30 protein-coding genes are annotated in these 21,864 nt (G+C 64.9%); 20 read left to right on the forward strand and 10 right to left on the reverse strand.

The genetic code is table 11. The annotated features are described in order from the left end of the window. Positions 1–42 precede the first annotated feature (42 nt). The 9 genes from BI344_RS01545 to BI344_RS01575 all read left to right on the forward strand — a co-directional run bounded on the left by BI344_RS01545 (position 43) and on the right by BI344_RS01575 (position 5,455). Entirely contained in the window at positions 43–393 is a 351-nt protein-coding gene (locus BI344_RS01545; RefSeq protein ID WP_071111210.1) for a phage GP46 family protein, read from the forward strand. After that, positions 393–1,454: a baseplate J/gp47 family protein gene (locus BI344_RS01550; protein WP_071111211.1), complete on the forward strand. Its 1,062-nt coding sequence runs from the start codon at positions 393–395 to the stop codon at positions 1,452–1,454. Before BI344_RS01545 ends, BI344_RS01550 begins: the two co-directional genes overlap by 1 nt. Beyond that, positions 1,454–2,023 carry a YmfQ family protein gene (locus BI344_RS01555; RefSeq protein ID WP_071111212.1) on the forward strand — a complete coding sequence of 190 codons (570 nt, stop codon included), beginning with the start codon at positions 1,454–1,456 and terminating at the stop codon, positions 2,021–2,023. Before BI344_RS01550 ends, BI344_RS01555 begins: the two co-directional genes overlap by 1 nt. A 1-nt stretch (position 2,024) precedes the next feature. Next, positions 2,025–2,951, forward strand: coding sequence for a hypothetical protein (locus tag BI344_RS01560; RefSeq protein ID WP_071111213.1), 927 nt, complete (start codon positions 2,025–2,027; stop codon positions 2,949–2,951). A gap of 14 nt (positions 2,952–2,965) precedes the next feature. Then, positions 2,966–3,373, forward strand: a complete 408-nt coding sequence (locus BI344_RS01565) for a phage tail assembly chaperone (RefSeq protein WP_071111214.1) — start codon at positions 2,966–2,968, stop codon at positions 3,371–3,373. Between the two features lie 67 nt (positions 3,374–3,440). Then, positions 3,441–3,611, forward strand: coding sequence for a Com family DNA-binding transcriptional regulator (locus BI344_RS22625; protein WP_083370026.1), 171 nt, complete (start codon positions 3,441–3,443; stop codon positions 3,609–3,611). After that, the gene (locus BI344_RS24535) at positions 3,604–3,747 is read left to right on the forward strand and encodes a hypothetical protein (RefSeq protein WP_193430942.1); all 144 of its coding nucleotides are present in this window, start codon (positions 3,604–3,606) and stop codon (positions 3,745–3,747) included. The genes BI344_RS22625 and BI344_RS24535 overlap by 8 nt, the downstream gene beginning before the upstream one ends. After that, positions 3,744–4,871, forward strand: coding sequence for a GNAT family N-acetyltransferase (locus BI344_RS01570; protein WP_071111215.1), 1,128 nt, complete (start codon positions 3,744–3,746; stop codon positions 4,869–4,871). Before BI344_RS24535 ends, BI344_RS01570 begins: the two co-directional genes overlap by 4 nt. Beyond that, positions 4,859–5,455, forward strand: a complete 597-nt coding sequence (locus BI344_RS01575; RefSeq protein WP_071111216.1) for a formyltransferase family protein — start codon at positions 4,859–4,861, stop codon at positions 5,453–5,455. Before BI344_RS01570 ends, BI344_RS01575 begins: the two co-directional genes overlap by 13 nt. 393 nt (positions 5,456–5,848) lie before the next feature. On the opposite strand, the gene BI344_RS01580 is transcribed toward BI344_RS01575, so the two are convergent. Then, positions 5,849–6,622, reverse strand: coding sequence for an AraC family transcriptional regulator (locus BI344_RS01580; protein WP_071111217.1), 774 nt, complete (start codon positions 6,620–6,622; stop codon positions 5,849–5,851). Positions 6,623–6,720: 98 nt separating this feature from the next. On the opposite strand from BI344_RS01580, the gene BI344_RS01585 reads away from it, so the two are divergent. From BI344_RS01585 to BI344_RS01610, 6 genes are all read left to right on the forward strand, one after another. Then, positions 6,721–7,920, forward strand: a complete 1,200-nt coding sequence (locus BI344_RS01585; protein WP_071111218.1) for an MFS transporter — start codon at positions 6,721–6,723, stop codon at positions 7,918–7,920. Between the two features lie 282 nt (positions 7,921–8,202). Then, positions 8,203–8,745 (forward strand): iron transporter, encoded by a 543-nt coding sequence (locus BI344_RS01590; protein WP_071111219.1) that lies wholly within the window; start codon positions 8,203–8,205, stop codon positions 8,743–8,745. 101 nt (positions 8,746–8,846) lie between these two features. Further along, positions 8,847–9,182 (forward strand): cupredoxin domain-containing protein, encoded by a 336-nt coding sequence (locus BI344_RS01595; RefSeq protein ID WP_071111220.1) that lies wholly within the window; start codon positions 8,847–8,849, stop codon positions 9,180–9,182. Positions 9,183–9,197: 15 nt separating this feature from the next. Then, entirely contained in the window at positions 9,198–10,022 is an 825-nt protein-coding gene (locus tag BI344_RS01600; RefSeq protein WP_071111221.1) for an FTR1 family iron permease, read from the forward strand. Further along, positions 10,019–11,467 (forward strand): 4Fe-4S binding protein, encoded by a 1,449-nt coding sequence (locus tag BI344_RS01605; protein WP_083338666.1) that lies wholly within the window; start codon positions 10,019–10,021, stop codon positions 11,465–11,467. The genes BI344_RS01600 and BI344_RS01605 overlap by 4 nt, the downstream gene beginning before the upstream one ends. 62 nt (positions 11,468–11,529) lie before the next feature. Further along, on the forward strand, positions 11,530–12,294 hold the full coding sequence (locus tag BI344_RS01610) for a substrate-binding periplasmic protein (RefSeq protein WP_071111222.1): 765 nt from the start codon (positions 11,530–11,532) through the stop codon (positions 12,292–12,294). Here BI344_RS01610 and ybaK read toward each other — a convergent pair. The 3 genes from ybaK to msrP all read right to left on the reverse strand — a co-directional run bounded on the left by ybaK (position 12,278) and on the right by msrP (position 14,374). Beyond that, positions 12,278–12,760: a Cys-tRNA(Pro) deacylase gene (gene ybaK / locus BI344_RS01615; RefSeq protein ID WP_071111223.1), complete on the reverse strand. Its 483-nt coding sequence runs from the start codon at positions 12,758–12,760 to the stop codon at positions 12,278–12,280. The two genes, BI344_RS01610 and ybaK, sit on opposite strands and share 17 nt — an antisense overlap. Before the next feature lie 67 nt (positions 12,761–12,827). Next, positions 12,828–13,457 carry a protein-methionine-sulfoxide reductase heme-binding subunit MsrQ gene (locus BI344_RS01620; protein ID WP_071111224.1) on the reverse strand — a complete coding sequence of 210 codons (630 nt, stop codon included), beginning with the start codon at positions 13,455–13,457 and terminating at the stop codon, positions 12,828–12,830. Continuing rightward, positions 13,457–14,374, reverse strand: a complete 918-nt coding sequence (gene msrP, locus BI344_RS01625) for a protein-methionine-sulfoxide reductase catalytic subunit MsrP (RefSeq protein ID WP_071111225.1) — start codon at positions 14,372–14,374, stop codon at positions 13,457–13,459. The genes BI344_RS01620 and msrP overlap by 1 nt, the downstream gene beginning before the upstream one ends. 213 nt (positions 14,375–14,587) lie before the next feature. Between msrP and BI344_RS01630 the strand changes: the two genes are divergently transcribed. After that, on the forward strand, positions 14,588–15,031 hold the full coding sequence (locus BI344_RS01630; RefSeq protein WP_071111226.1) for a hypothetical protein: 444 nt from the start codon (positions 14,588–14,590) through the stop codon (positions 15,029–15,031). An 89-nt stretch (positions 15,032–15,120) separates the two neighbouring features. Here BI344_RS01630 and BI344_RS01635 read toward each other — a convergent pair whose 3' ends face one another. Further along, positions 15,121–15,303, reverse strand: a complete 183-nt coding sequence (locus BI344_RS01635; protein ID WP_071111227.1) for a protein MIGRI — start codon at positions 15,301–15,303, stop codon at positions 15,121–15,123. A 162-nt stretch (positions 15,304–15,465) separates the two neighbouring features. On the opposite strand from BI344_RS01635, the gene metX reads away from it, so the two are divergent. From metX to BI344_RS01655, 4 genes are all read left to right on the forward strand, one after another. After that, positions 15,466–16,608, forward strand: coding sequence for a homoserine O-succinyltransferase MetX (metX, locus tag BI344_RS01640; RefSeq protein WP_071111228.1), 1,143 nt, complete (start codon positions 15,466–15,468; stop codon positions 16,606–16,608). Then, on the forward strand, positions 16,605–17,198 hold the full coding sequence (gene metW / locus BI344_RS01645) for a methionine biosynthesis protein MetW (RefSeq protein ID WP_071111229.1): 594 nt from the start codon (positions 16,605–16,607) through the stop codon (positions 17,196–17,198). The genes metX and metW overlap by 4 nt, the downstream gene beginning before the upstream one ends. Before the next feature lie 26 nt (positions 17,199–17,224). Then, positions 17,225–17,413 (forward strand): YqaE/Pmp3 family membrane protein, encoded by a 189-nt coding sequence (locus BI344_RS01650; RefSeq protein ID WP_071111230.1) that lies wholly within the window; start codon positions 17,225–17,227, stop codon positions 17,411–17,413. Between the two features lie 65 nt (positions 17,414–17,478). Continuing rightward, on the forward strand, positions 17,479–18,756 hold the full coding sequence (locus BI344_RS01655) for an AmpG family muropeptide MFS transporter (RefSeq protein WP_071111231.1): 1,278 nt from the start codon (positions 17,479–17,481) through the stop codon (positions 18,754–18,756). A 4-nt stretch (positions 18,757–18,760) separates the two neighbouring features. Here BI344_RS01655 and BI344_RS01660 read toward each other — a convergent pair whose 3' ends face one another. The 5 genes from BI344_RS01660 to BI344_RS01680 are packed head-to-tail and all read right to left on the reverse strand — an operon-like array spanning position 18,761 to position 21,730. Beyond that, positions 18,761–19,189: a type IV pilin protein gene (locus BI344_RS01660; protein ID WP_071111232.1), complete on the reverse strand. Its 429-nt coding sequence runs from the start codon at positions 19,187–19,189 to the stop codon at positions 18,761–18,763. Beyond that, positions 19,186–19,833, reverse strand: a complete 648-nt coding sequence (locus tag BI344_RS01665; protein ID WP_083338665.1) for a pilus assembly PilX family protein — start codon at positions 19,831–19,833, stop codon at positions 19,186–19,188. The genes BI344_RS01660 and BI344_RS01665 overlap by 4 nt, the downstream gene beginning before the upstream one ends. Next, entirely contained in the window at positions 19,830–20,714 is an 885-nt protein-coding gene (locus BI344_RS24265; RefSeq protein ID WP_071111233.1) for a hypothetical protein, read from the reverse strand. Before BI344_RS24265 ends, BI344_RS01665 begins: the two co-directional genes overlap by 4 nt. After that, positions 20,686–21,192 carry a prepilin-type N-terminal cleavage/methylation domain-containing protein gene (locus tag BI344_RS01675; RefSeq protein WP_071111234.1) on the reverse strand — a complete coding sequence of 169 codons (507 nt, stop codon included), beginning with the start codon at positions 21,190–21,192 and terminating at the stop codon, positions 20,686–20,688. The genes BI344_RS24265 and BI344_RS01675 overlap by 29 nt, the downstream gene beginning before the upstream one ends. Then, entirely contained in the window at positions 21,179–21,730 is a 552-nt protein-coding gene (locus BI344_RS01680; RefSeq protein ID WP_071111235.1) for a GspH/FimT family pseudopilin, read from the reverse strand. Before BI344_RS01680 ends, BI344_RS01675 begins: the two co-directional genes overlap by 14 nt. Between the last annotated feature and the right edge of the window lie 134 nt (positions 21,731–21,864).

Here is a 21,864-nt window from a genome sequence, read left to right on the forward strand (position 1 = left end):
GCATAAGCTTCGCGCCCCGCCCCATGCCCCATAGTCTGGGGCATGGACGCTTTCATCGACCCCGCATCCGGTGACTATGCCGGCACCGCTACTGACACCCTCGCCAACGCCGTCTACCTACGGCTGATGACGCCGCTGGGCAGTTGGTGGGCCGACCCCACGCTGGGTTCGCGCCTGCATGAGCTGCAGCGCGAGAAAGACACCGGCCGTGTCGACATGCTTGCCCGTCAGTACAGCGAACAGGCGCTGCAGCCGCTGTTGGCTGACGGCCGCGCCAACCGGGTCGATGTCTCCACCCACCGTCAAACTCCCGGCTGGCTCCACCTGCAGATCACGGTAGAAGACCAGAGCGGCCGCGCCCAGCTGTTCAACTTACCGGTGAGGGTCGCCTGATGCCGTTCACCACCCTAGATATGCGATCTGTCCGCGACGCGCTGCTACGCGATCTGCGCAACCAACGGCCCGACGTCGACACCACCCCCGACAGCGACTGGTTCGTCCGCGCCACCTCGGTGGCCAGCGCGGTGGAAGGGTTGTACCAGCACCAGGCGTGGCTGACCCGGCAGATTTTTCCCGATACCGCAGACCGCGATTACCTGGAGCTGCACGCCCGCGTGCGTGGCCTGTCACGCAAGAATGCGGTTGCCGCCGCCGGCCAGTTGCGGCTGCAGGGCTCTCCCGGTGCGACGGCCCCGGCGGGCCTGACGGCGAAAGCCGCCGGACAAAGCTACACCACCACCCAAGGCGCAACACTGGACGCCAGCGGCGCGGCTATCGTCACGGTTAATGCCGCCGCGCCTGGTCTGGCCGGCAACATTGCCGCAGGTGCTGTCGCTGAATTGGCGTCGGCCCCGTCCGGCATAGCCAGCCAGGCGTCAGTGGTCAATATGTCGGGCGGCGCGGACGCCGAGTCGGATGGCGAACTGCTGGCGCGGCTGCTGGAGCTGATCCGCCGTCCACCGGCCGGCGGCAATCGCTACGACTACCACCGCTGGGCGATGGAGGTGGACGGCGTTACCGCCGCCTATGTCTACCCGCTACGGCGCGGTCTCGGGACGGTCGACGTTGCCGTCACCATGGCCGGCGGCGCGCCATCCAGCCAGGTGCTGGCCGCCGTGCAGCAGCATATCGACGACATGCGGCCGGTCACGGCCCGCAATTGCTTGGTGTTCGCCCCCACGCCGCGCCTGGTCGACCTCGATATCCGGGTGTTGCTGTCCGGCACGACCTTGGCCATCGCGACCGAGCAGGTCAAGGACACGGTCAGCGGCTATTTTGCCGCGCTGGCCCCCGGAGAAACTGCGGTGCGCAGCCGCATCGAATTGCTGGTCTCGGCCGTTGCCGGCGTGGCTGACCGGCAGATCATGACGCCAATAGCCAACGTTGTGCCGAAGGCCGATGCCTCCACGGTCGAGTGGCTGCGCCTTGGCACCGTGAATATGAGGACCATGTGATGCGCCACGAATCGCTGCTAGCCATGCTGCTGCCCCCGGTCAGCTATGCCCACGGCCCCGCATTACGGGCTGAGCTTTCAACCGAGGGCCGCGCCCTGGACGAGACTATGCTCAGCCTCGACCGAGCAGGCGACGGCATCACACCGCTCGCGGCGGGCGAACTGCTGGTCGATTGGGAGCGAGTATGCGGCATCACTCCACCGGCTGACGCCCCGTATCAGCAACGGCTGCAACTGGTGCTGGCCAAACTGGCGGAGACCGGCGGCCTGTCGATCCCGTACTTCACCCGCTTGGCCGCCGGCATGGGGCTGGACATCGCCATCCAGGAGCCACAGCCATTCCGAGCTGGTGTGAGCCTGGCCGGCGATGTCTTGTGGGTGCCGGAAATCATCTGGGTCTGGCAGGTGGTGGTGTACGGCGGAGACTCCCAGATCTTCCGCTTTCAGGCGGGCCTCTCCGCTGCCGGGGAGCGCCTTACCGCCTTTGGCGACCCGGTTGTCGAAGCGGTGTTCAACGATCTCAAACCGGCACACACCTTCGTTTACTTTGCCTATCAAGACAGGAGATGAGATGCAAGACGTGATGCAGCCCATCGGCACCGCCGACAAACAGTTCCGTGATGGCAACCCCGCCAAGGGCGAGCTGGGCACTATCGTGACCGCCGCCTGGCTCAACGCGGTACAAGGCAGCGTGCAATCGCTGCAGGCTGAGATGGCCACTCTGCTCGCGGCGCAAGGCATGCAGCCCGACGCCACAAAAAACAATCAGGTACTGGAGGTGATCACGCGCTTGGCCTGGGGCGGCACTCAGCGCCCGACGACCTTGGCGGGATACGGCATCACCGATGCGGCCTGGCGCGATCCCGAGCGGCGCGTCTGGGGAGCGGCTTTCCGTGCGAATAAAGGCGATCCCGCCGCAGTAGGTGACGATGGTGCCGCTGTTGGATACGGATTTGACGTGGATGGCGACACTGGCTTGTTTGCTGCTACCAGTAGCTCGCCGGGTGCTGGCTCTGCCAAGTTGATGCTCAAGATAGACAACCTCGAATGCCTGACGGTCAGCAGTGACGGGGCGCTCCGATCTGCAAAATACGGCTGGCTTCATGAGCGATTTGCCGCGCAGGCCAACACGCTGGCCGGCTACGGCATCGCGGATGGTGCGACCAAAAGTGATTTGTCCGCTGCGGTTACCACCATGCGAACGCTGTTCGCTGGTCAGGTCGCGCCGCGAGGCCACCGCAAATGGCCGGACGGGCAGGTTGAGCAATGGTTTTCGGTCCAGTTCGGCCGGCGCGATGAAGTGGTCCCTTACGTATTTCCATTGGCTATGGCCGAGGTCTACGGGGTCTGGCCATCAGTGTTGGATGCCGAGGGCGAGGTGACGGCGTTGCTGGCATCAGCGCCGACGTCGACTGGCGGCACGATACGGACGCGCGGCATCTACGGCGGTCCGCCGGACGAGGGCACGATCTATATCCGTGCAATTGGGAAGCTATAGGAGTAACCACGAAGATGGCAATTTACTTTTCTCCTTCACTTTGCGGATTTTTTGACGGCGACAGCACGATACGCCCGGTTGACGCTGCCGAAATCCCGACAGAGCTCTACAACGCGCTGTTGGATGCCCAAGCAGCCGGCGCAGTGATTGGCGTAGACGACAAAGGTCGGCCAATAGCACGAGCCAGGCCCCCGGCCAGCGTTGAAGAGGTCGCGGAACAATCCCGGCAGCAGCGTGACCTCTTGCTGAGGGACGTGTTGGCGATCTTGGACCGGCACACTAACCAAAAAAGCTATGGCACCCCCACCACACTGACGGAGGAACAAGCCGCACAGTGGGCGGTATACGCCCAGGCGCTGCGCGACGTGCCCCAGCAGCCGGGGTTTCCGTTGAAAACCATTTGGCCTGTTAAACCGCAGTGAGTTGAAACAACGGTCGGACGCGGATGACAAACTCGCGTCCGGCTAGAAGAACCGCATAAGGTATCCGATGTGCAGCACAGAAATCCGCTGTGGCCAGTGTCGCCGAAAACTGGCTATCGGCACATATATTGAGTTGACGATCAAATGCCCGCGCTGTCAGGCCATTAACCACTTGAAGGCCGAGAGCCTCCCATCCGAACGCCCGAGAGCGTCTAGCAACGAGGTCAACCATGACTAAGCCGTTAGGACGCAATGGATTTAAATACCGCCCTCAGTACGGGGTCATCATCATCTGCAAGGACGAGGCCGACCAGGCGGAGGTCTACGCCAGGCTCAAAACTGACGGCTACAAGCTGCGGGTGGTGTCCGTATGAAAATCCGCGTCAACCACCGCTGTTCCGATTTCGACTCATACCGCGCCGAGCGGGTCAAATCGCTGTTCAACGTAGACAGCGGGGCCAACTTCCAGTTGGAGGCCGAGCTACCCATCGAAGGCGACGACTGGCAGATCGGCGTCATTGTGGGGCCGTCCGGCAGCGGCAAAACCAGCATAGGGGCGCAGATCGGCCAGCTGTACAAACCGACGTGGCCGGCCAGCATGCCCATTGTCGACGCTATCGCACCTGGCGGCGAGTTCGCCGACGTGACGGCCGCGCTGTCGGCTGTCGGCCTCGGCAGCGTGCCGGCTTGGTTGCGACCGTTCAACGTGCTGTCGAACGGCGAGCAATTCCGGGCGACGCTGGCCCGCCTGGTGTGCGAAGCGCCGGCACTCGCCGTGGTTGACGAGTTCTCGTCCGTGGTCGACCGCCAGATCGCCCGTATCGGTGCCGGCGCGTTCGCCAAAGTCTGGCGGCGGACCGGCGGCCAGGCCGTGCTGCTGTCCTGCCATTACGACATTCTGGATTGGTTGCAGCCGGACTGGGTGTTCGATACGGCTACCGGACAATTTCAACGGGGGTCTCTTCGGCGACGGCCATCCCTGGAACTCGAAATTCACCAAACGGATTGGCGTTACTGGCCCTTGTTTGAGCCGCATCACTATCTGAAACTGCCGAGGATGATCGCGGCGACATGCTACGTCGGCACCATCAATGGCGAGCCGGTCGCCCACTTGGCTGTCAGCACTCGCCCAGGGCTGGTCGAAGCGCGCGCTTGCCGATTGGTCGTCATGCCTGAGTGGCAAGGCGCTGGCGTGGGGATGCGGTTTCTCAACGCCATTTGCGATGCCTGGCGGCGTGGAGAGAACCGCTATAACAAGCCGCTGCCGACGCTGTTCCATACCAGCCACCCAGGACTAGCTGAGGCTCTACGGCGGGACAGCCGCTGGACGCAGGTTAGCGCCAGGCTGTTCGGCGAGCACAAAATGCGATGCCGGGACTCAATGCGCCAGAGCGAGCAAACTAAAGGTAATTCGGGGAGCAGTTCCGGTTATGGTGGCCACATGCGCGCGGTGCAGGGGTTCCGCTACCTGGTGGATGACACACCATGCGCGTCGTGATCATCGGCCAGCGATGGCTGGCATGCGAGCTGCTACGCCTGGTGCAGAGGCGAGGCGATACCGTCGCCGCCGCCATCGCCCCGGCCGGCGACAGGCTGCAGGTGGCAGCGGCAGAAAGCGGTATCCCTGTTGTGGTCTGCGGCCATCAGGTCACGGCGGCTGATATCCCCGCCGGAACCGACATCATCCTCGCCGCCCATGCTCACGTGTTCATTGATGCCGGCGCTCGTGCTGCGGCTCGCTATGGCGCGCTGGGCTACCACCCGTCGTTGCTACCTCGGCACCGGGGACGCGACGCGATCCGCTGGGCGCTGCACATGCGCGAGGCGGTTACTGGCGGGACGGCCTACTGGATGGACGACGGCGCAGATACCGGCCCGATTGCGGCGCAGGAATGGTGCCACATTCGACCCGATGATGACGCCAGGTCGCTATGGCGACGAGAACTAGCGCCGATAGGACTGGTCCTGTTTGGTCGAGTACTGGCTGAGCTGGATACCGGCATCGTAACGGCCCGGCCGCAGCTTGCCATCCTAGCATCGTGGGAACCCGCATTCAGCCGACGGCATCTCTCTGAAGCGTAGAACGGCAGGTAACGAAACAGCCCCGACTCCGGGGCTGCTTTCGTGTCAAAGCTGCTGCAAAATGTACATCGGCCGCAGTGCCAAATCAGGTGCAATCCGGTGCCAAAATGCGCGCCGCGTTACAGTTAGCGCCCCGCGAGTTGGGCGGCGCCTTGGGAATGGCTTTGGAGACGGGGTTTCGCCGCGCGGTTGGGTCGCCTTTTCTTTCGTCCATTTCTTTTGGCGACGCAAAAGAAATGGACCCGTCCGCCGTGCGGAACCGGCCCCAAGCATCGTCCGCGAAGCGGACTCCTATGAATCGCGAGGGTCGGCATAGATACGAGCGCGGGCAAGACCTACTGTCACATAACCATTGCACAATGGCGGAACACCCGGCCTTGCCGGGCTTCCGCCCTACGATGAGGAAAAGAAACTGCTCGGCGGCACGCCCAGCTCGCGCTTGAACATGGTGGCGAAGCCGCTAGGGCTGGCATAGCCAAGGTCCAGCGCCACTTTCAGCACGCTCTCGCCGCAAGCCAATCGCTCCATCGCCCGCATCAGCCGCGCTTGGCGCCGCCACTGGCCGAAACTGAGGCCGGTCTCGCGGCGGAAGCGGCGCTGCAGCGTGCGCGGATCCAGCGCCAGCTCGCGCGCCCACTCGGCCACCCCGCGCTCGTCGTCCGGTTTTTGCAGCCAGGCATCGCACAATTGCTGCAAGGCGCTGCTGTGTGGACGCGGCAAGGACAATGCCAGCACCGGGGCGCGGCGCAATTCGTCGAGCAGCAGCCGCATCACCCTGCCGTCGCGCGCGTCCTCCGGATACGGAATGTCGATGGCGCAGGCGGTCTGGATCAGCTCGCGCAGCAAGGCGGAAATCTCCAGCACGCAACAGTCGGTCGGCAGTCCGGCTAATACATCCTGCCGCACATACAGATTGCGCATCTTCACCTTGCTGACCATGCGTACCTCGTGCCAGGTCCCCGCCGGCAGCCAAATGCCACGCGAGGGCGGCACGATCCACTGGCCGCGCCCGGTGCTCACCATGAACAAGCCCTCCACCGCGTACAGCAGCTGCGCGGTGGAGTGCAGATGGCGCGGAGTCTGCTTGCCGGCCGGGTAGTCGCGCCATTTGCCCACCACCGGCGCAAGGCCATGATCATACTGGTGCAAATGATCGAACTCTCCCATAACGCCTCTTTCGAAAAGATGTTTGCCCTATTTTCGCAGGACTGTCGCGATCGCGCTTGTTAGCATGAGTTCACCCACCCGTATCGAGTATCCACTTCATGTCCGCAAGCATCCAGACCGCCGCCCCGGCACAGGACACACGTTTCCGCGTGCTGGGCGCCATCAGCTTTTCCCACTTTCTCAACGACATGCTGCAGTCGCTGCTGCTGGCGCTCTATCCGCTGCTCAAGGGCAATTACCACCTAAGCTTCGCCGAAATCGGCCTGCTGACCTTCACCTACCAGTGCACCGCCTCGCTGCTGCAGCCGCTGGTGGGCATCTATACCGACAAGAAGCCGCAGCCGTTTTCGCTGGTGTTCGGCATGGGCTCGACGCTGTGCGGCCTGCTGCTGCTGTCCAGCGCCGCCAGCTTCCCGCTGCTGCTGCTTGCCGCGGCGCTGATCGGCACCGGCTCGTCCATCTTCCACCCCGAATCGTCGCGAGTGGCCCGGATGGCTTCCGGCGGCCGCCCCGGCCTCGCCCAGTCCATCTTCCAGGTGGGCGGCAACGCCGGCAGCGCCACCGGCCCGCTGCTGGCTGCGCTGATCGTGATTCCGCTGGGCCAGCACAGCGTCGCCTGGTTCGGCCTGGCCGCGCTCTTGGCGATGTACGTGCTGTTCCGCGTCGGCCAGTGGTATGCCCATCAGCACCGCCAGGCCAGGAAAACGTCCGCGGTTCGCGCGCCGGCGCTGTCCTCCGGCCGCGTCAAGCTGACGCTGTTGCTGCTATTGCTGCTGGTGTTTTCCAAACACTTTTACCTGGCCAGCATCACCAGCTACTACACCTTCTACCTGATCCACCATTTCAATATCGGCATCCAGTCGGCGCAGCTGCATCTGTTCATGTTCCTGTTCGCCGTCGCGGCCGGCACCGTGCTGGGCGGCCCCATCGGCGACGCCATCGGCCGCAAGCGAGTGATCTGGTTCTCTATCCTGGGGGTGGCGCCGCTGACCTTGCTGCTGCCGCACGCCAACCTGTTCTGGACCAGCCTGCTGTCGCTGCCAATCGGCTTCATCTTGGCCTCGGCCTTTCCGGCCATCCTGATCTACGCGCAGGAACTGCTGCCGGGCAAGGTGGGGATGGTGTCCGGCATGTTCTTCGGCTTCGCCTTCGGCATCGGCGGCATCGGCGCGGCGGTGCTGGGCCAATTGGCCGACAGCCATGGCATCGAGTTCGTCTACCTGCTGTGCTCCTTCCTGCCACTGCTGGGCGTGGTAGCGATGGCGCTGCCCGACCTGCATCGCAACGCCGGCAACTAAATTCTTCCAATAGGCGAAAACGCGCGCTTCTCGTGCGCGTTTTCGTCTATCCCGCACGCTTTGTCCCTCAGGCAGCTTATTTCCCACATGATAAAAATGGTTTTAATTTACGCCCATATTGCCGGCTCGATCGCAACTTAGCTGCGCAAAATTGACATTATCATCAAAGTTCAGCCAAGTTCGGCCAATATCATTCGATTGGAAGTTTGCAAACGATAATTACTAGCATTATCATGGCCTTCTGCGCCTGTCAGTCAGGCCAACTCGAATAAGGAAAACATAATGCGCCGCTTTGTCTGCCAGCTGGCCATCGCCAGCGTCGCCCTGTCCGCCTCCTTCTCCGCCATGGCCAAGGAATACCCGATCGGCAAACCCATGCTGAAGAACGGCATGGAGATCGGCGCCGTCTACCTGCAGCCAACCAAGATGGAGCCGGACGGCATGATGCTGAAGCCAGAGGCTTCCGACATCCATCTGGAAGCAGACATCCACGCCACCAAGAACAACCCCAACGGCTTCGAGGAAGGCGCGTGGATGCCTTACCTGGTGGTCAAGTACGAACTGGCCAAGGTCGGCGGCAAAACCCAGAAAGGCGAGCTGATGCCGATGGTGGCCAACGATGGCCCGCACTACGGCGACAACGTCAAGCTGCAAGGTCCCGGCAAGTACAAGCTGAAGTACACCGTGATGGCGCCGTCGGCCAACGAGCACGCCCACTTCGGCCGCCACGTCGACAAGGAAACCGGCGTGGGTCCGTGGTTCAAGCCGTTCGAGATCAACTACGAGTTCACCTTCGCCGGCATCGGCAAGAAGGGCGGCTACTAAGCCCGGGCGATGAGAATGCGCGCCGCCGCATTCTCGCGCGATGAAAACCACAACAGCGCACGCGCCTCTGCCTGCGCTGTTCCGCATTTGGAACACATCCCATGAAAGCTCTGCGCCCCCTGTTGGCCGCCCTATGCTTTAGCCTGCTGTCGCTGGCCGCCAGCGCCGAAGACATGCCGGTATTCAAGCTGGAAATCAAGGACGGCATCTTCAAGCCCGCCCGGCTGGTGGTGCCCGCCGGCAAGAAATTCAAGGTGGAAGTGATGAACACCGGCAAGACGCCGGCCGAGTTCGAAAGCACGCCGCTGCGCAAGGAGAAGGTGCTGGGCCCCGGAGCGGAATCCTTCTTGGTGTTCCAGCCGCTGTCGCCCGGCGAATACAAGTTCTTCGACGAATTCCACATGAAAACCGGCCAGGGCGTGATCGTCGCCAAATAAACCGCAGGAGCCAATATGGGACAGGTACTTTTCATCGTCTGGCGTGAAAGCGTCGAAGCCTTGCTGGTGGTCGGCATCCTCAATGCCTGGATGAACCAGAACGCGGCCGGCCGCGCCGGCAAGCCCTATCTGTGGGGCGGCGTGGCGCTGGGCCTGGCGCTGGCCGTCGCGCTGGCGGTGGCGCTGTTCGCCGCGGGGAGCCTGATGGCCGGCGCGCAAGACTACTTCCAGCTCGGCATGGTGTTCGTCGCCGCCGCGCTGATCGTGCAGATGGTGCTGTGGATGCGCGAGCATGGCCGCACGCTGAAGAAGGAGCTGGAAAGCGGGTTGTCGGAAAAAGCAGCCAGCAACAACTGGTGGGGGGTGACGGTATTGGCCGCGCTGGCCATCGCCCGCGAAGGCAGCGAGTGCGTGGTGTTCCTGTACGGCATGCTGGCCGAAGCCAATGGCGTGGAGCTGGCCAAGATGGCCGGGGCCGGCGCCTTCGGCCTGCTGCTGGCCTTTTTCACCTTCTACCTGCTGCAACTGGGCGGCAAGGTGCTGTCGTGGCGACTGTTCTTCCGCGTCACCGAGATCATGCTGCTGCTGCTGGGCGCCTCGCTGTTTCTCAGCGGCGTGGAGAAACTGATCTCGCTGGACATTCTGCCGGCGCTGGTGGACCCGCTGTGGGACAGTTCGGCGCTGCTTGACGACATGAGCCCCTTCGGCGGCGTGGTCGCCTCGCTGACCGGCTACCGCTCGCACCCGGCGCTGACCAGCCTGATAGGCTACGCGCTGTTCTGGGCCGCCATCTGGGCACTGTTCCAGTGGCGCAACCGCCGCCAGGCCATCTCCGCATGAAACCGGTCCGCCCGCAACGCGTGATTCCCATCGTCGCCGCCCCCCAGGGCGGCGGTTCCTGTAGCAACGGCCGGCAGCCAGGCGGCGTGCTGGCGGCCGTAGGCGGCTGGCTGCGCGACCGCGCCGGCCTGCTGCGCAAGCTGCAATGGGCGGTGGTGCTGGTCTACGCCTTCCTCTTGATCGTTCCCGCCTGTTTGGAGCTGCCGGAAGACAGCGCGCGGATGTGGAACAACCTCACCATCTTTGCCCAGTTCGTGTTCTGGGGCATCTGGTGGCCGTTCGTGCTGCTGTCTATGGTGCTGTTCGGCCGGCTGTGGTGCGGCGTGCTGTGCCCGGAAGGCGCGCTGTCGGAATGGGCGGCCCGCAAGGGCCTGGGCCGGCCGATACCGCGCTGGATGCGCTGGGGCGGCTGGCCTTTCGTCGCCTTCGTGCTGACCACCGTCTACGGCCAGTTGGTCAGCGTCTACCAATATCCCAAGGCCGCTCTGCTGGTGCTGGGCGGCTCCACCGTGGCCGCGGTGGCCGTCGGCTTCGTCTACACCCGCGGCAAGCGCGCCTGGTGCCGCCACCTGTGCCCGGTCAACGGCGTGTTCGGCCTGCTGTCCAAGCTGGCGCCTATGCATTACCGCGTCGACGAGGCAGCCTGGAAGCAATCGCAGCAGAAGCGGGAACGGGTGGCGGCGGTGGATTGCGCGCCGCTGCAGCCGCTCAGGCACATGCAGGGCGGCAGTGGCTGCCATATGTGCGGCCGCTGCAGCGACCACCGCGGCGCCATCGAGCTGAGCCTGCGCTCGCCCAGCGACGAAGTGGTGCGGGTGGCGGAGAGGGAGGCAGACGGCTGGCAGACCGCGCTGATCGTCTACGGCCTGCTGGGCGTAGCGATGGGCGCCTTCCACTGGACCATGAGCCCGTGGTTCGTATCGCTGAAGCAGACCGCGGCGGAATGGCTGGTGGACAAGGACATCATGTGGCCGCTGGATACCGGCGCGCCGTGGTGGCTGCTCACCCACTACCCGCAGCACAACGACGTGTTCTCCTGGCTGGACGGGGCCGCGCTGATCACCTATGTCGCCACCACCGCGCTGGCGCTGGGCAGCGGCATTCTCGCCTGCCTCGCGCTGGCGGTATGCGCGGCCGGCCGCTGGCAGACCCGGCGCCTGCACCATCTGGCGCAGGCCTTGATCCCGCTGGCCGGCTGCGGCGTGTTTCTCGGCCTGTCGGCGCTGACCGTCACGCTGCTGAAGGCCGAGGGCGTGCCGATGCAATGGGCCAATCACGCCCGCCTGCTGCTGCTGGCCGGCGCCAATCTGTGGTCGCTGCATCTGGCGCGCGGCATCATGCGGCACTGGGGCGGATCGGCGGCGCGCTATCTGGCGCTGCTGCCCATGCTGGCGGCGCTGGCGCTGGTCGACTGCGCCTGGGGCTTCATGTTCTGGTGGTGGTAAGTCCTTGGTTGGAGGGGAGCACTGTGCGATAACACAATATCCCCTCCTCGCAAGGAAACACCATGTGGCGCCTGCTGTTCCCCGCGCTGGTTCTCTTGCTGTGCCGTTCCGCGGCCGCGTCCGATCCAGTGGTCGAGCTCGCCACCGGGGAATGGCCGCCATATGTCTCGCAAACCCTGCCCGGGCAAGGCGTCTTCACCGAAATCGTGCAGGAGGCCTTCCGCCGCGCCGGTTATCAGCCGCACCTCACCTTCCAGAGCTGGCCGCAGGCGGAATGGCTGACCAAGTCCGGCAAGGCCGCTGCCGCCTTTCCCTACCGCCCGACGCCGGAGCGGGGAGCGGATTTCGATTTCTCCGCTGCGCTGATGCGCTCCACCAGCTACCTGTTCTTCCACAAGCCGCACCTGCCGCATCCGCCGCAGCAGTTCAAATCGCTGGACGAGTTGCGCGGCTACCGCATCGCCACCCAGCTGGGCTATTGGTATATCCCGCTGTTCCAGCAGCACAAGCTGAACACGCTGCTGACCAGCGACGAACTGCACGCGCTGCGGCAGCTCTATCTAGGCCATCTGGATCTGGCGCCGATGACGCTGGAGCGCGGGCTGTTTCTGATCCACAGCAATCTGCCTGGGCATGAGAAGGAGTTTGGCTTCATCCCCACGCCGCTGGACAAGGAGACGCCGCTGGGGCTGATGTTTTCGCGCAGCTATCCGCAGGTGGCACGCATCCGCGAAGACTTCGCCCGCGCGCTGGAGCAGATGCAGAATGACGGCAGCCTGAAGGCGATCTATCAGCGCAACTTCCCGGAAGCTACGCCGCAGCGTTGACCAGCGTGGGCCGCAACACGCGCATCACTTCCCGCGGACTGACGCCGATCAGGAAACCGCGCTTGCCGCCGTTGATGTAGATGGTGTCCAGTTCCGCGATGCTGGCCTCCATATACACCGGCATCTGGTGCCGGGTGCCGAAGGGACTGGTGCCTCCCACCTGGTAGCCGCTGTGCCTGTCGGCGGTTTTCGGGTTGCAGGGATGCACCTTCTTCGCGCCGATCTGCTTGGCCAGCATGCCTGTGCCGACTTCGCGATCGCCGTGCATCAGCACGATCAAGGGCCGCTTGTTCTCGTCTTCCATGATCAGCGTCTTCACCACCGCGTGCTCGGCCACGCCCAGCTCGCGCGCCGACACCGTGGTGCCGCCCTTTTCCTCGTATTTGTACAGATGCTCGCTGTAGCTGACCTGCTGCTCGCGCAGCACGCGGATGGCCTGGGTGACCGGGGCTTTTTCCTTGGACATGGTGTGTAATCGGATTACTGAAAACCCCGACTTTAAAACCGGCGCGGCCGGCTGCCAAGCCCGCGGGTCAAGGCGACGGCCTTCTCCACTTCCACCACAACCGCAGGCCCAGCAGCAACGCCAGCACCCCGGCATAGATCAGGGGCTGGGTGATGTCCTTCTTCACCAGCCACCAATAGTGGGTCACCGCCAGAATGGCCACCGGATACACCAGCCGGTGCAGCTTGCCCCAGTTGCGCTTCAGCCGCCGCATCCAGCCCTGGGTCGAAGTGAGGGCCAGCGGACTCATCAGCAGCAGCGCGGCGAAGCCGACGGTGATGAACGGCCGCTTGGCGATGTCCTTCAGAATGTGATGCCAGTCGAAAAACTGATCTAGCCAGAGATAGGTGGTGAAGTGCAGGCTGGCGTAGAAAAAGGCGAACAGGCCCAGCATGCGCCGGCATTTGAGCGGCCAGGCCTGGCCGCTGAAACGGCGCAGCGGCGTCATCGACAGCGTCGCCAGCAGCCATACCAGCGTCCAGGTGCCGGTGGAGCGGGTGATGAATTCGATAGGATTCACCGCCGCGCCGGACAGCACGATCCAGGCGGTGCGCGAGAGCGGCAGCAGGCAGGCGATGAACAACAGCGCTTTGCCGATGGCCAGTCTGCGGTCGGCGGCGGATGCCGGCTTGGCGGGCTTCATACTCAAGGTCGTCATCAATAGTTCTTTCTAAGGTCCATGCCGCGGTACAGGCCGGCCACCTGGTCGCCGTAGCCGTTGAACATTAGTGTCTTGCGCTTGAAGAATTCGCCGATGCGACGCTCGCTGCCCTGGCTCCAGCGCGGGTGGTCCACCTCCGGATTCACATTGGAATAGAAGCCGTATTCATGCGCGTTGGCCAGGTTCCAGCTGGTGGCCGGCAGAGTTTCCTGCAGACGGATGCGGACGATGGACTTGATGCTCTTGAAGCCGTACTTCCACGGCACCACCAGGCGGATCGGCGCGCCGCTCTGGTTCGGCAGCGCATTGCCGTACAGGCCTACCGCCAGGATGGCGAGCGGATGCATCGCCTCGTCGATGCGCAAGCCCTCGCGGTACGGCCAATCCAACACCGCGTCCCGCTGGCCGGGCATTTCGCTTGAGCGCTGCAGCGTCTCAAACGCCACGTATTTGGCGCGCGAGGTCGGGTTCATCTGCTTGAGCAGGCTGGCGAGCGGAAAGCCCACCCACGGAATCACCATGCTCCAGCCCTCCACGCAGCGCAGCCGGTAGACGCGCTCCTCCAGCGGAAACTTGAGCAGATCCTCGATGGCGATGCGGCGCGGCTTGGCCACCTCGCCGTCCACCAGCACGCTCCACGGCCGGGTATGCAGAGTGTGGGCGTTTTCCGCTGGATCGGCCTTGTCGGTGCCGAATTCGTAGAAGTTGTTGTAGCTGGTGATTTCCTTCAGGCTGTTGGGCTTGTCGTTGGCGGCAAGCGTCGACAGCGGGCTCTTCCTGGCGTTGAGTCCGGCCAAGGTCTCGGCGGACAGCATCAAGCCGGCGGCGCCCAGCATGAACTGGCGGCGGTTGAAATACACTTTTTCCGGCGTGATTTCCGACGGCAAGTGGTCGGCGGGTTTCCTGATCAGCATGAAGGCGCTCCTGTCGTTTCGACTTGGTCGGATCAACATGCCGATTCTGACACCGGTCGATGCAAACCGTTCAGCGCTAAAGTGTTAGCAAAGGCTATCCTTGCCAGATCGCTCAGCGCCGATGCCATCGTGATAAACTGGGTCGGCCATCGGCTACCGTCCGCCATGGCAATCCGTGCCGGTTTAGACCAACAACTACAATCAGACAATGTCATGAAGAAACTAATCGCCATTACCCTGACCCTGCTCAGCCTGCTGCTCTGCCAATCCGCCTTCGCCCGCAGCGATGCGCTGGCGCAACCCCAGCGCATCGCCCTCACCGCCCCCAATGGCGACATTGGCAAAACCAAGGCGGTCATCGTCCGCGCCGCGAGCGGCCTGCAATGGAACGTAGTGGCCGACCAGCCCGGCAAGCTCACCCTCAAGCACGTCAAAGGCGCTTACGCGCTGGTGCTGAACGTCGCCTACGATGCCGCCGGCTATCAGGTCAGCTACGCCTCCAGCGAAAACCTGAACTACCAGCAGACCGAATTCGGCGCCAACGTCCATCCCACCGTCAACCGCTGGATGGACAATCTGGTGCGGCATATCGGCGGCAATCGCACCGATGGCGACGACGATGGCAGCGACACGAAACCCGCCAGCGCCGCCGACTGATCATCCACTGCTCGCCGCCCGCCGGCCTTGCCGGCGCCGGGCGGTCTGGCCTGTCAGGCAACGGCTATCCGGCGGAGCGCCGCCAAGCGTCAAATATTGTGCCAGCCCAGCCAGTACAGCACGCAGAACAGCCCGGCGCTGATCAGCAGCGCGATCGCCAGCGCGGAAAACAGCTCATGCAGCGTGCGGCGCTGGCTGGGCCGCAGCAGCCAGCGGGCCACCGCCCACAGCACCAGGCACAGCACGAAAAACTTGAACAAGCGTCCAAACATGATGGCAGTCAGGTAAAAGGTGCCGCGATTATCCCGGCGCGATCTCCCCCCGCGCAAGCCCGGCTTGCGGATATAATCGTCCAGTAGCCGCAGGAGACTTCGCCCAGCCGGCCCCGACAGAGGGTGGCGCGCGGAGATAATTAAAAGAGGCCACCACCACATATGACCGACACCAACTGTTCGGTAGGCATCGTCGCGGCCCAAGACGCCGTGTTCGACACGCCCTTGCCGCTGGCTAGCGGCGCCGTGCTGCCGGGGTACCAGCTGCGCTTCGAAACCTATGGCCGGCTCAACCGCGACGCCAGCAACGCCATCCTGATCTGCCATGCGCTGTCCGGCCACCACCATGTCGCCGGCCGCTACCACGCCGACGACAAAGCCGCCGGCTGGTGGGACACCATGATAGGCCCCGGCAAGCCGATAGACACCGACCGCTTCTTCGTGGTGGGCGTCAACAATCTGGGCGGCTGCCACGGCAGCAGCGGCCCCTCAAGCCTGAATCCCGCCAGCGGCCAGCCCTGGGGCTCGGCCTTCCCGGTGGTGACCGTGCCCGACTGGGTGACCGCGCAGGCGCGACTGGCCGACCGGCTGGGCATCGCCCGCTGGGCCGCGGTGATAGGCGGCAGCCTGGGCGGCATGCAAGCGCTGCACTGGAGCATCGCCTATCCGCAACGCATCGCCCACGCGCTGGTGATCGCCTCCGCGCCCAAACTGTCGGCGCAGAACATCGCCTTCAACGACGTGGCGCGCCAAGCCATCCTCACCGACCCCGAATTCCACGGCGGCGACTTCTACGCCCACGGCGTAGTGCCGCGGCGCGGCCTGCGGCTGGCGCGCATGCTGGGCCACATCACCTATCTGTCCGACGACGGCATGGGCGAGAAATTCGGCCGCATGCTGCGTTCCGGCGAATACCGCTTCGGCTACGACGTCGAGTTCGAGATCGAAAGCTATCTGCGCTACCAGGGCGACAAGTTTTCCGACTATTTCGACGCCAACACCTATCTGCTGATGACCAAGGCGCTGGACTACTTCGACCCGGCCAAGGACCACGGCGGCGACCTGGCCGCCGCGCTGAAGCAGGCGACAGCCAGCTTCCTGGTGGCCAGCTTCACCAGCGACTGGCGCTTCGCGCCCGAGCGCTCGCGCGAGACGGTGAAAGCGCTGATCGCCGCCGGCAAGCGCGTCAGCTACGCCGAGATCGAGTCCGCGCACGGCCATGACGCCTTCCTGATGACCGACCCGCCTTATGTCGACCTGATGCGCGCCTATCTCGACCGCGTGGCCAAGGAGGTAAACGCATGAGCCAGAACACTCTCCGTCCCGACCTGCAAATGATCTACGACTGGGTATCTCCCAGCAGCCGGGTGCTGGACCTGGGTTGCGGCCAGGGCGAGCTGCTGGCGGCGCTGCAGGATGGCAAGCAGGTGCAGGGCTACGGCGTGGACCTGGACGTCGCCAACGTGGTGCGCTGCGTCGCCGCCGGCGTCAACGCCATCCAGGGCGACCTGGAGACCGGCCTGGCCGAATTCCAGGACCAGCGCTTCGACCACGTGGTGCTGTCGCAGACGATACAGGCGATGCGCCACACCGAGGCCATCCTCAACGAAATGCTGCGCGTCGGCCGCGAGGCCATCGTCAGCTTCCCCAATTTCGGCTACTGGCAGAACCGCTGGCAGATCCTGCAGGGGCACATGCCGGTGTCCGACACCATTCCCTACCAATGGTACGACACTCCCAACATCCACTGGTGCATGCTGGGCGACTTCGAGGCGCTGTGCGCCAAGAACCGCATCCGGATAGTCCAGAGGGTGGTCATGGACAAGGGCAAGCGGGTATCCTTGTGGCCCAACCTGCGCGGCAGCCTGGCTTTCTACCGGGTGGCCCGCGGCTGATACCGTCAAGCATTAAGGAGTGGAGCATGCGTCTGCTGTTGGCTATTTTCCTGCCGTGGCTGCAGTTTTTCACCATAGGCCGGCCATTCGCCGGATTATTCTGCCTGATCCTGCAACTGACCATAGTCGGCTGGATTCCGGCCGCCTTGTGGTCGGTGTACGCGCTCAGCCAGTACAAGACCGACCAGAAAATCGCCAAGGCGCTGCGGCGCTGACGCCGTTCGGACCGGCCCCAGCCGGGGTCGGCCGCGTCCCCCGCAACCCTACCGACAAGAACTCCATGACCCTGGCACCCATCAACTGGCGGCGCGACGTGTTCTCGCGCACCATGCTCGTCTGCCTGTTCACCGGCTTCGCCTCCGGCCTGCCGCTGTACACCCTGATCAACCTGCTGCCGGCCTGGCTGCGCAGCGAAGGCGTCGATCTCAAGTCCATCGGCCTGTTCGCGCTGATCGGCCTGCCCTACACCTGGAAATTCCTGTGGTCGCCGCTGATGGACCGCTACACGCTGCCCTGGCTGGGGCGCCGCCGCGGCTGGATGCTGGCCAGCCAGCTGGCGCTGCTGGCCAGCCTCGCGCTGTTCGGCCTGTTCCAGCCGCGCGAGGACATCTGGAGCATCGCCGCCCTGGCGCTGGCGGTGGCCTTCTTCTCCGCCAGCCAGGACATCGTGCTGGATGCCTTCCGCCGCGAAATCCTCAACGACGCGGAACTGGGCCTGGGCAACACCGTGCACATCAACGCCTACCGGCTGGCCGGCCTGGTGCCGGGCTCGCTGTCGCTGATTCTCGCCGACCACATCGCCTGGGGCAGCGTGTTCCTGATCACCGCTCTGTTCATGCTGCCGGGCGCAGCGATGACCCTGCTGGTGAAAGAGCCCAGGCTGGCCGCCCACAGCCCCAAGACGCTGCGCGAGGCGGTGGTGGAGCCGTTTCACGAATTCCTCACCCGCCAGGGCTGGCAGGGCGCGCTGTGGATACTGGGCTTCATCTTCCTGTACAAGCTGGGCGACAGCATGGCTACCTCGCTGGCCACCCCGTTCTACCTGGACATGGGCTACGCCAAATCGCAGATCGGCCTGGTGGCCAAGCATGCCGGGCTATGGCCGGCGGTGGCCGGCGGGCTATTGGGCGGCTTGTGGATGCTCCGGCTTGGCATCAACCGCGCGCTGTGGGCCTTCGGCGTGGTGCAGGTGTTGTCGATACTGGGCTTCGCCTGGCTGTCCAGCTTCGGCCATTTCAGCCAGGTGGGCGCCGAGCAGCTCGGCATGCTGGCGGTGGTGATAGGCTTCGAAGCGCTGGGCGTGGGCCTGGGCACCGCCGCCTTCGTCGCCTTCATCGCCCGCAGCACCCACCCCGCCTACACCGCCACCCAGTTCGCCCTGTTCACCAGCCTGGCGGCGGTGCCGCGCACGCTGGCCAACGCCGCCACCGGCTATATCGTCGACAGCATAGGCTGGACCTCGTTCTTCTTCCTGTGCACCGCGCTGGCGATACCGGGCATGATGCTGCTGGTGAAAGTCGCGCCCTGGGGCGACGACCCGGCGCCGCAACAGGCCTGAAGCGTCACAACCGGCACTGCTCGCCGCTGTCCTCCTGCCGGCACTGGCGGATATTGCCGTCCTGGTCCAGCTTCAGCAGCCACTCTTCCAGGCCGGAGCCGGTCTTGGGCCGGGCCTCGATGATGAAGCTGGTCTGCTCGATATTTTCCGCCGACGGCACCGCGCTGTTGAAGCCGATGTCGAAGGCGGCGGTCTCGATCACCGGCAACTCCGGCCAGGCAAGCGGCCCCTCCTGATGGAACACGCCCCTTTCGTGATACCAGCGCTGCATGAAGTGGTTGTCCTCCAGCAGGGCCGCGCGCGCCTCCGCCAGCCTGGCGCGCTGCAGATAAGACTGATAGCCGGGCAGCGCCATCGCCAGCAGCAGCGCCGCGATGGCCAGGCAGCCCATCAACTCCGGCAGGCTGAAGCCTCCGCTTCCGGCCGTCTTCATTCCTTGCTCTCCCCCCAGTTCAGGCGCCGGCCTTCGGCCGAGCCCTCGCCGACTCGATACCAGCTTTGCAGGGTGACGGCGCTGTATGCATTGCGGCCCCAGGCCCGCACCGTGATCCGGTACAAGCGCCCCGGCGAACCATCCGGCGCGCGGAAGCCGGGGTCGATCAGCTCCACCACGTAGCGCGGGTTGGCCCAGCTGAGCGCGCCGCTACGCACCTGCTGCGGGCACCAGGACTGCGCCGGCGCCGGCTCCAGCGCAAATTCGCGGCTGTTGCCGCATGGATGCAGCAAGGGCACTTCGCCGCTGCGGCGGCGCTCCGGCGGCTCTTGCGGTTCGCACAGCCCCTTGCCCTGCGGCCCGCGGCAACTCGGGGAGAACAGGCTGCCCTCGCCATACAGATCGGCCGGCTTGGCGGCGCGGCTGGCCATGTCGAGCCGGCGGTCCAGCCGCCACACCCACTCCTCTGCGCCCAGCAGAGCCTGCTGCGCCAGAATCCGCGCCCGCCGCCGGTCCTGCACATTGTCGACCAGCCGCTGCGCGCTGATGATCAACTGCGACGAGGACAGCACCAGCATGCTCAACGCCGCCAGCAGCGACATCACCAGCAACAGCGCTCCGCCCGCCTGCCGCCCTGCGCTCACAGCCCGGCCCCGCAGGGCTGGAGCGGTGTCAACGCCACATCGTGGTTCAGCTGAATCACCTTTCCCTCCTTGTCCGGATACCACTCCATCGCGACCCGCGCCGCCACCAGACGGTCCGCCTCGCCATCCGTCAGCGCATTGATGTCGCGCCATGCCCAACGCGCATCCTGGCCGCACGCCGTCTGCGCCAACACCTGCAGCGACAACGACCTCACCCCCTCCAGCAGCACCCGCTCGCCGCCCTCATCGATGCCGCCCAGCGCATCCCTCTGCAACAGCCGCCCATCCGCGCCCCGGCCCTGCAAGCGGTAATGGCGCTGCCGCGGCAGCCATAGCTGCAGCGATGGCAGATGCAGGCCATCGGCGCTCCAGGCCGGCAAAGCCGGCTCCAGATCCAGCGCCAAAGCCCCCGCGGCGTCGCTCCAATGCCCACCCGTCCCCGCCAGACGATAAGACCGGCCGCAACTGACCAACCGGCTGTCGCGCCAATCCCGCCAGTTGCCGCCGTCCTGCGCCTCCAGCGGCAGGCGGCGCAGACTCCCCTCCTGATCCAGCTCCGGCGACCGATGCCGCAACAAGCGCCCTGGCAATGCCAGCGCCCACGCCTGCGGACTGAAATCATCGCGGCGCCAAGCCACTTGCAAACACCCCAGCCGGCCATGCAAAGACAGATCCTGCGCCAGCTGCCGCAAAACCCAACGCGCCTCTTCGCGGCGGCTCAAGCGCTGCTCGGCCAAGAGAGTGGTGCGCTGGACCATGCAGAACGACGCCATGGCCTGCGCCAAGACGAAAGACAACAACGCCAGGCCCAGCAACTGCCCCAGCAGCAGCGAGCCGCGCTGCCGCCTGCGCTCAGGGCTGCAACGGCCAGACACCGGCATGCTCCTGCCATTCCTTGCCGTTGCGGCTGCGCCAGGCCACCCGTATCGCCAGCTCGCCGCTCGCGCCGCAACCCGAACTGGCGGCGGAAGGCATCACGCGGCCATCCCCGCGGCAGACCACCGCCCTGACTTGCTCCATGCGGCTGCTGCCGGACCGCAGCGCCCGCTTGAAACGCCCCAGATCGGCCGCCGCCAGTTGCGCCGACGAGCACTGGCCGGCGCAATCGCCAGCCGTCAGATGATCGTGATAGCCGCTTTCCAGGTAGTGCAGCCAATGGCTCTCCGGCCGGGCCTGGATGGCGCTGGCCAGATCGCCGACCGCATCGTCGATGCGGCCGCGCAATTCGGCGTCGCGTGCATGCTGCAGCGAACGCGCCTGCATGCCGGCCAGCGCCAGTAGGGCCACCATCCAAATCACCAAGGCCACCATGGTTTCCAGCAGGCTGAAACCGGCCTGACGCGGACTAGCGGCAAGCATCGTCCATCGCTCCCAGGCTGGCGCGGCCATCCGCCGCCACCGTCAGGCTCAGGCAATGGCGGCCACTCAAACTGGCCAGGCGGAAGACCACCGCCTCCGCCGCCTGCAGCCTCCCCTCCGCCGTCAGCGCCAGCTGCCGCATCGGCACGCGGACAGCCACCTGAGCGCCATCGAACATCGCCAGCCTCAGGCGCTCGCCGCTATCGTAATAACCGTTGCCGACGCCGCCGCGGTCGGCGAACACCAGCGCTCCTTCCGGCCAGGTCTGGCGGGCCCCGCCCGGCGATGGCAGGCAACCCTGCAATTCGCGGTTGCGCTTCAGGTTGGCCGCGCACAGATAGACTGGCTGATTGCGCCGCAAGGCTTCGGCGCGGGCGTACTGCAGGCAGCCCAGCAACGCCAGGCCATGGCTGTGCAGCCGCTGCCGCTCCAGCGACTGGCCTAGCAGCGGCATGGCGAGGCTGCCGCCTATGGCCGCGATGGCGAGCGCCGTCATCAGCTCCAGCAAGGTGAGGCCGGCTTGGCTGGCGATGCCCATGAATCCTCCGATGACGATGGGACGAGTCCATAGTCTGGAAAACGAACGCGCCCTTCGCCGTCCCCACCTGTTCCAAAGCCGGAAAGCCGCCATCGTCAGTGCGACTAAAGTGCAGGTTGAAAGTGATGCGGAAG

Source organism: Chromobacterium sphagni, assembly GCF_001855555.1.
In the GTDB taxonomy this organism is placed as follows: Bacteria; Pseudomonadota; Gammaproteobacteria; order Burkholderiales; family Chromobacteriaceae; genus Chromobacterium; species Chromobacterium sphagni.

Excerpts from the sequence above, each read along its gene's own strand:
- BI344_RS01545 (WP_071111210.1), top strand. The coding sequence starts at position 43 with ATGGACGCTTTCATCGACCCCGCATCCGGTGACTATGCCGGCACCGCT.
- BI344_RS01550 (WP_071111211.1), top strand. The coding sequence starts at position 393 with ATGCCGTTCACCACCCTAGATATGCGATCTGTCCGCGACGCGCTGCTA.
- BI344_RS01555 (WP_071111212.1), top strand. The coding sequence starts at position 1,454 with ATGCGCCACGAATCGCTGCTAGCCATGCTGCTGCCCCCGGTCAGCTAT.
- BI344_RS01560 (WP_071111213.1), top strand. The coding sequence starts at position 2,025 with ATGCAAGACGTGATGCAGCCCATCGGCACCGCCGACAAACAGTTCCGT.
- BI344_RS01565 (WP_071111214.1), top strand. The coding sequence starts at position 2,966 with ATGGCAATTTACTTTTCTCCTTCACTTTGCGGATTTTTTGACGGCGAC.
- BI344_RS22625 (WP_083370026.1), top strand. The coding sequence starts at position 3,441 with ATGTGCAGCACAGAAATCCGCTGTGGCCAGTGTCGCCGAAAACTGGCT.
- BI344_RS24535 (WP_193430942.1), top strand. The coding sequence starts at position 3,604 with ATGACTAAGCCGTTAGGACGCAATGGATTTAAATACCGCCCTCAGTAC.
- BI344_RS01570 (WP_071111215.1), top strand. The coding sequence starts at position 3,744 with ATGAAAATCCGCGTCAACCACCGCTGTTCCGATTTCGACTCATACCGC.
- BI344_RS01575 (WP_071111216.1), top strand. The coding sequence starts at position 4,859 with ATGCGCGTCGTGATCATCGGCCAGCGATGGCTGGCATGCGAGCTGCTA.
- BI344_RS01580 (WP_071111217.1), bottom strand. The coding sequence starts at position 6,622 with ATGGGAGAGTTCGATCATTTGCACCAGTATGATCATGGCCTTGCGCCG.
- BI344_RS01585 (WP_071111218.1), top strand. The coding sequence starts at position 6,721 with ATGTCCGCAAGCATCCAGACCGCCGCCCCGGCACAGGACACACGTTTC.
- BI344_RS01590 (WP_071111219.1), top strand. The coding sequence starts at position 8,203 with ATGCGCCGCTTTGTCTGCCAGCTGGCCATCGCCAGCGTCGCCCTGTCC.
- BI344_RS01595 (WP_071111220.1), top strand. The coding sequence starts at position 8,847 with ATGAAAGCTCTGCGCCCCCTGTTGGCCGCCCTATGCTTTAGCCTGCTG.
- BI344_RS01600 (WP_071111221.1), top strand. The coding sequence starts at position 9,198 with ATGGGACAGGTACTTTTCATCGTCTGGCGTGAAAGCGTCGAAGCCTTG.
- BI344_RS01605 (WP_083338666.1), top strand. The coding sequence starts at position 10,019 with ATGAAACCGGTCCGCCCGCAACGCGTGATTCCCATCGTCGCCGCCCCC.
- BI344_RS01610 (WP_071111222.1), top strand. The coding sequence starts at position 11,530 with ATGTGGCGCCTGCTGTTCCCCGCGCTGGTTCTCTTGCTGTGCCGTTCC.
- ybaK (WP_071111223.1), bottom strand. The coding sequence starts at position 12,760 with ATGTCCAAGGAAAAAGCCCCGGTCACCCAGGCCATCCGCGTGCTGCGC.
- BI344_RS01620 (WP_071111224.1), bottom strand. The coding sequence starts at position 13,457 with ATGACGACCTTGAGTATGAAGCCCGCCAAGCCGGCATCCGCCGCCGAC.
- msrP (WP_071111225.1), bottom strand. The coding sequence starts at position 14,374 with ATGCTGATCAGGAAACCCGCCGACCACTTGCCGTCGGAAATCACGCCG.
- BI344_RS01630 (WP_071111226.1), top strand. The coding sequence starts at position 14,588 with ATGAAGAAACTAATCGCCATTACCCTGACCCTGCTCAGCCTGCTGCTC.
- BI344_RS01635 (WP_071111227.1), bottom strand. The coding sequence starts at position 15,303 with ATGTTTGGACGCTTGTTCAAGTTTTTCGTGCTGTGCCTGGTGCTGTGG.
- metX (WP_071111228.1), top strand. The coding sequence starts at position 15,466 with ATGACCGACACCAACTGTTCGGTAGGCATCGTCGCGGCCCAAGACGCC.
- metW (WP_071111229.1), top strand. The coding sequence starts at position 16,605 with ATGAGCCAGAACACTCTCCGTCCCGACCTGCAAATGATCTACGACTGG.
- BI344_RS01650 (WP_071111230.1), top strand. The coding sequence starts at position 17,225 with ATGCGTCTGCTGTTGGCTATTTTCCTGCCGTGGCTGCAGTTTTTCACC.
- BI344_RS01655 (WP_071111231.1), top strand. The coding sequence starts at position 17,479 with ATGACCCTGGCACCCATCAACTGGCGGCGCGACGTGTTCTCGCGCACC.
- BI344_RS01660 (WP_071111232.1), bottom strand. The coding sequence starts at position 19,189 with ATGAAGACGGCCGGAAGCGGAGGCTTCAGCCTGCCGGAGTTGATGGGC.
- BI344_RS24265 (WP_071111233.1), bottom strand. The coding sequence starts at position 20,714 with ATGCCGGTGTCTGGCCGTTGCAGCCCTGAGCGCAGGCGGCAGCGCGGC.
- BI344_RS01675 (WP_071111234.1), bottom strand. The coding sequence starts at position 21,192 with ATGCTTGCCGCTAGTCCGCGTCAGGCCGGTTTCAGCCTGCTGGAAACC.
- BI344_RS01680 (WP_071111235.1), bottom strand. The coding sequence starts at position 21,730 with ATGGGCATCGCCAGCCAAGCCGGCCTCACCTTGCTGGAGCTGATGACG.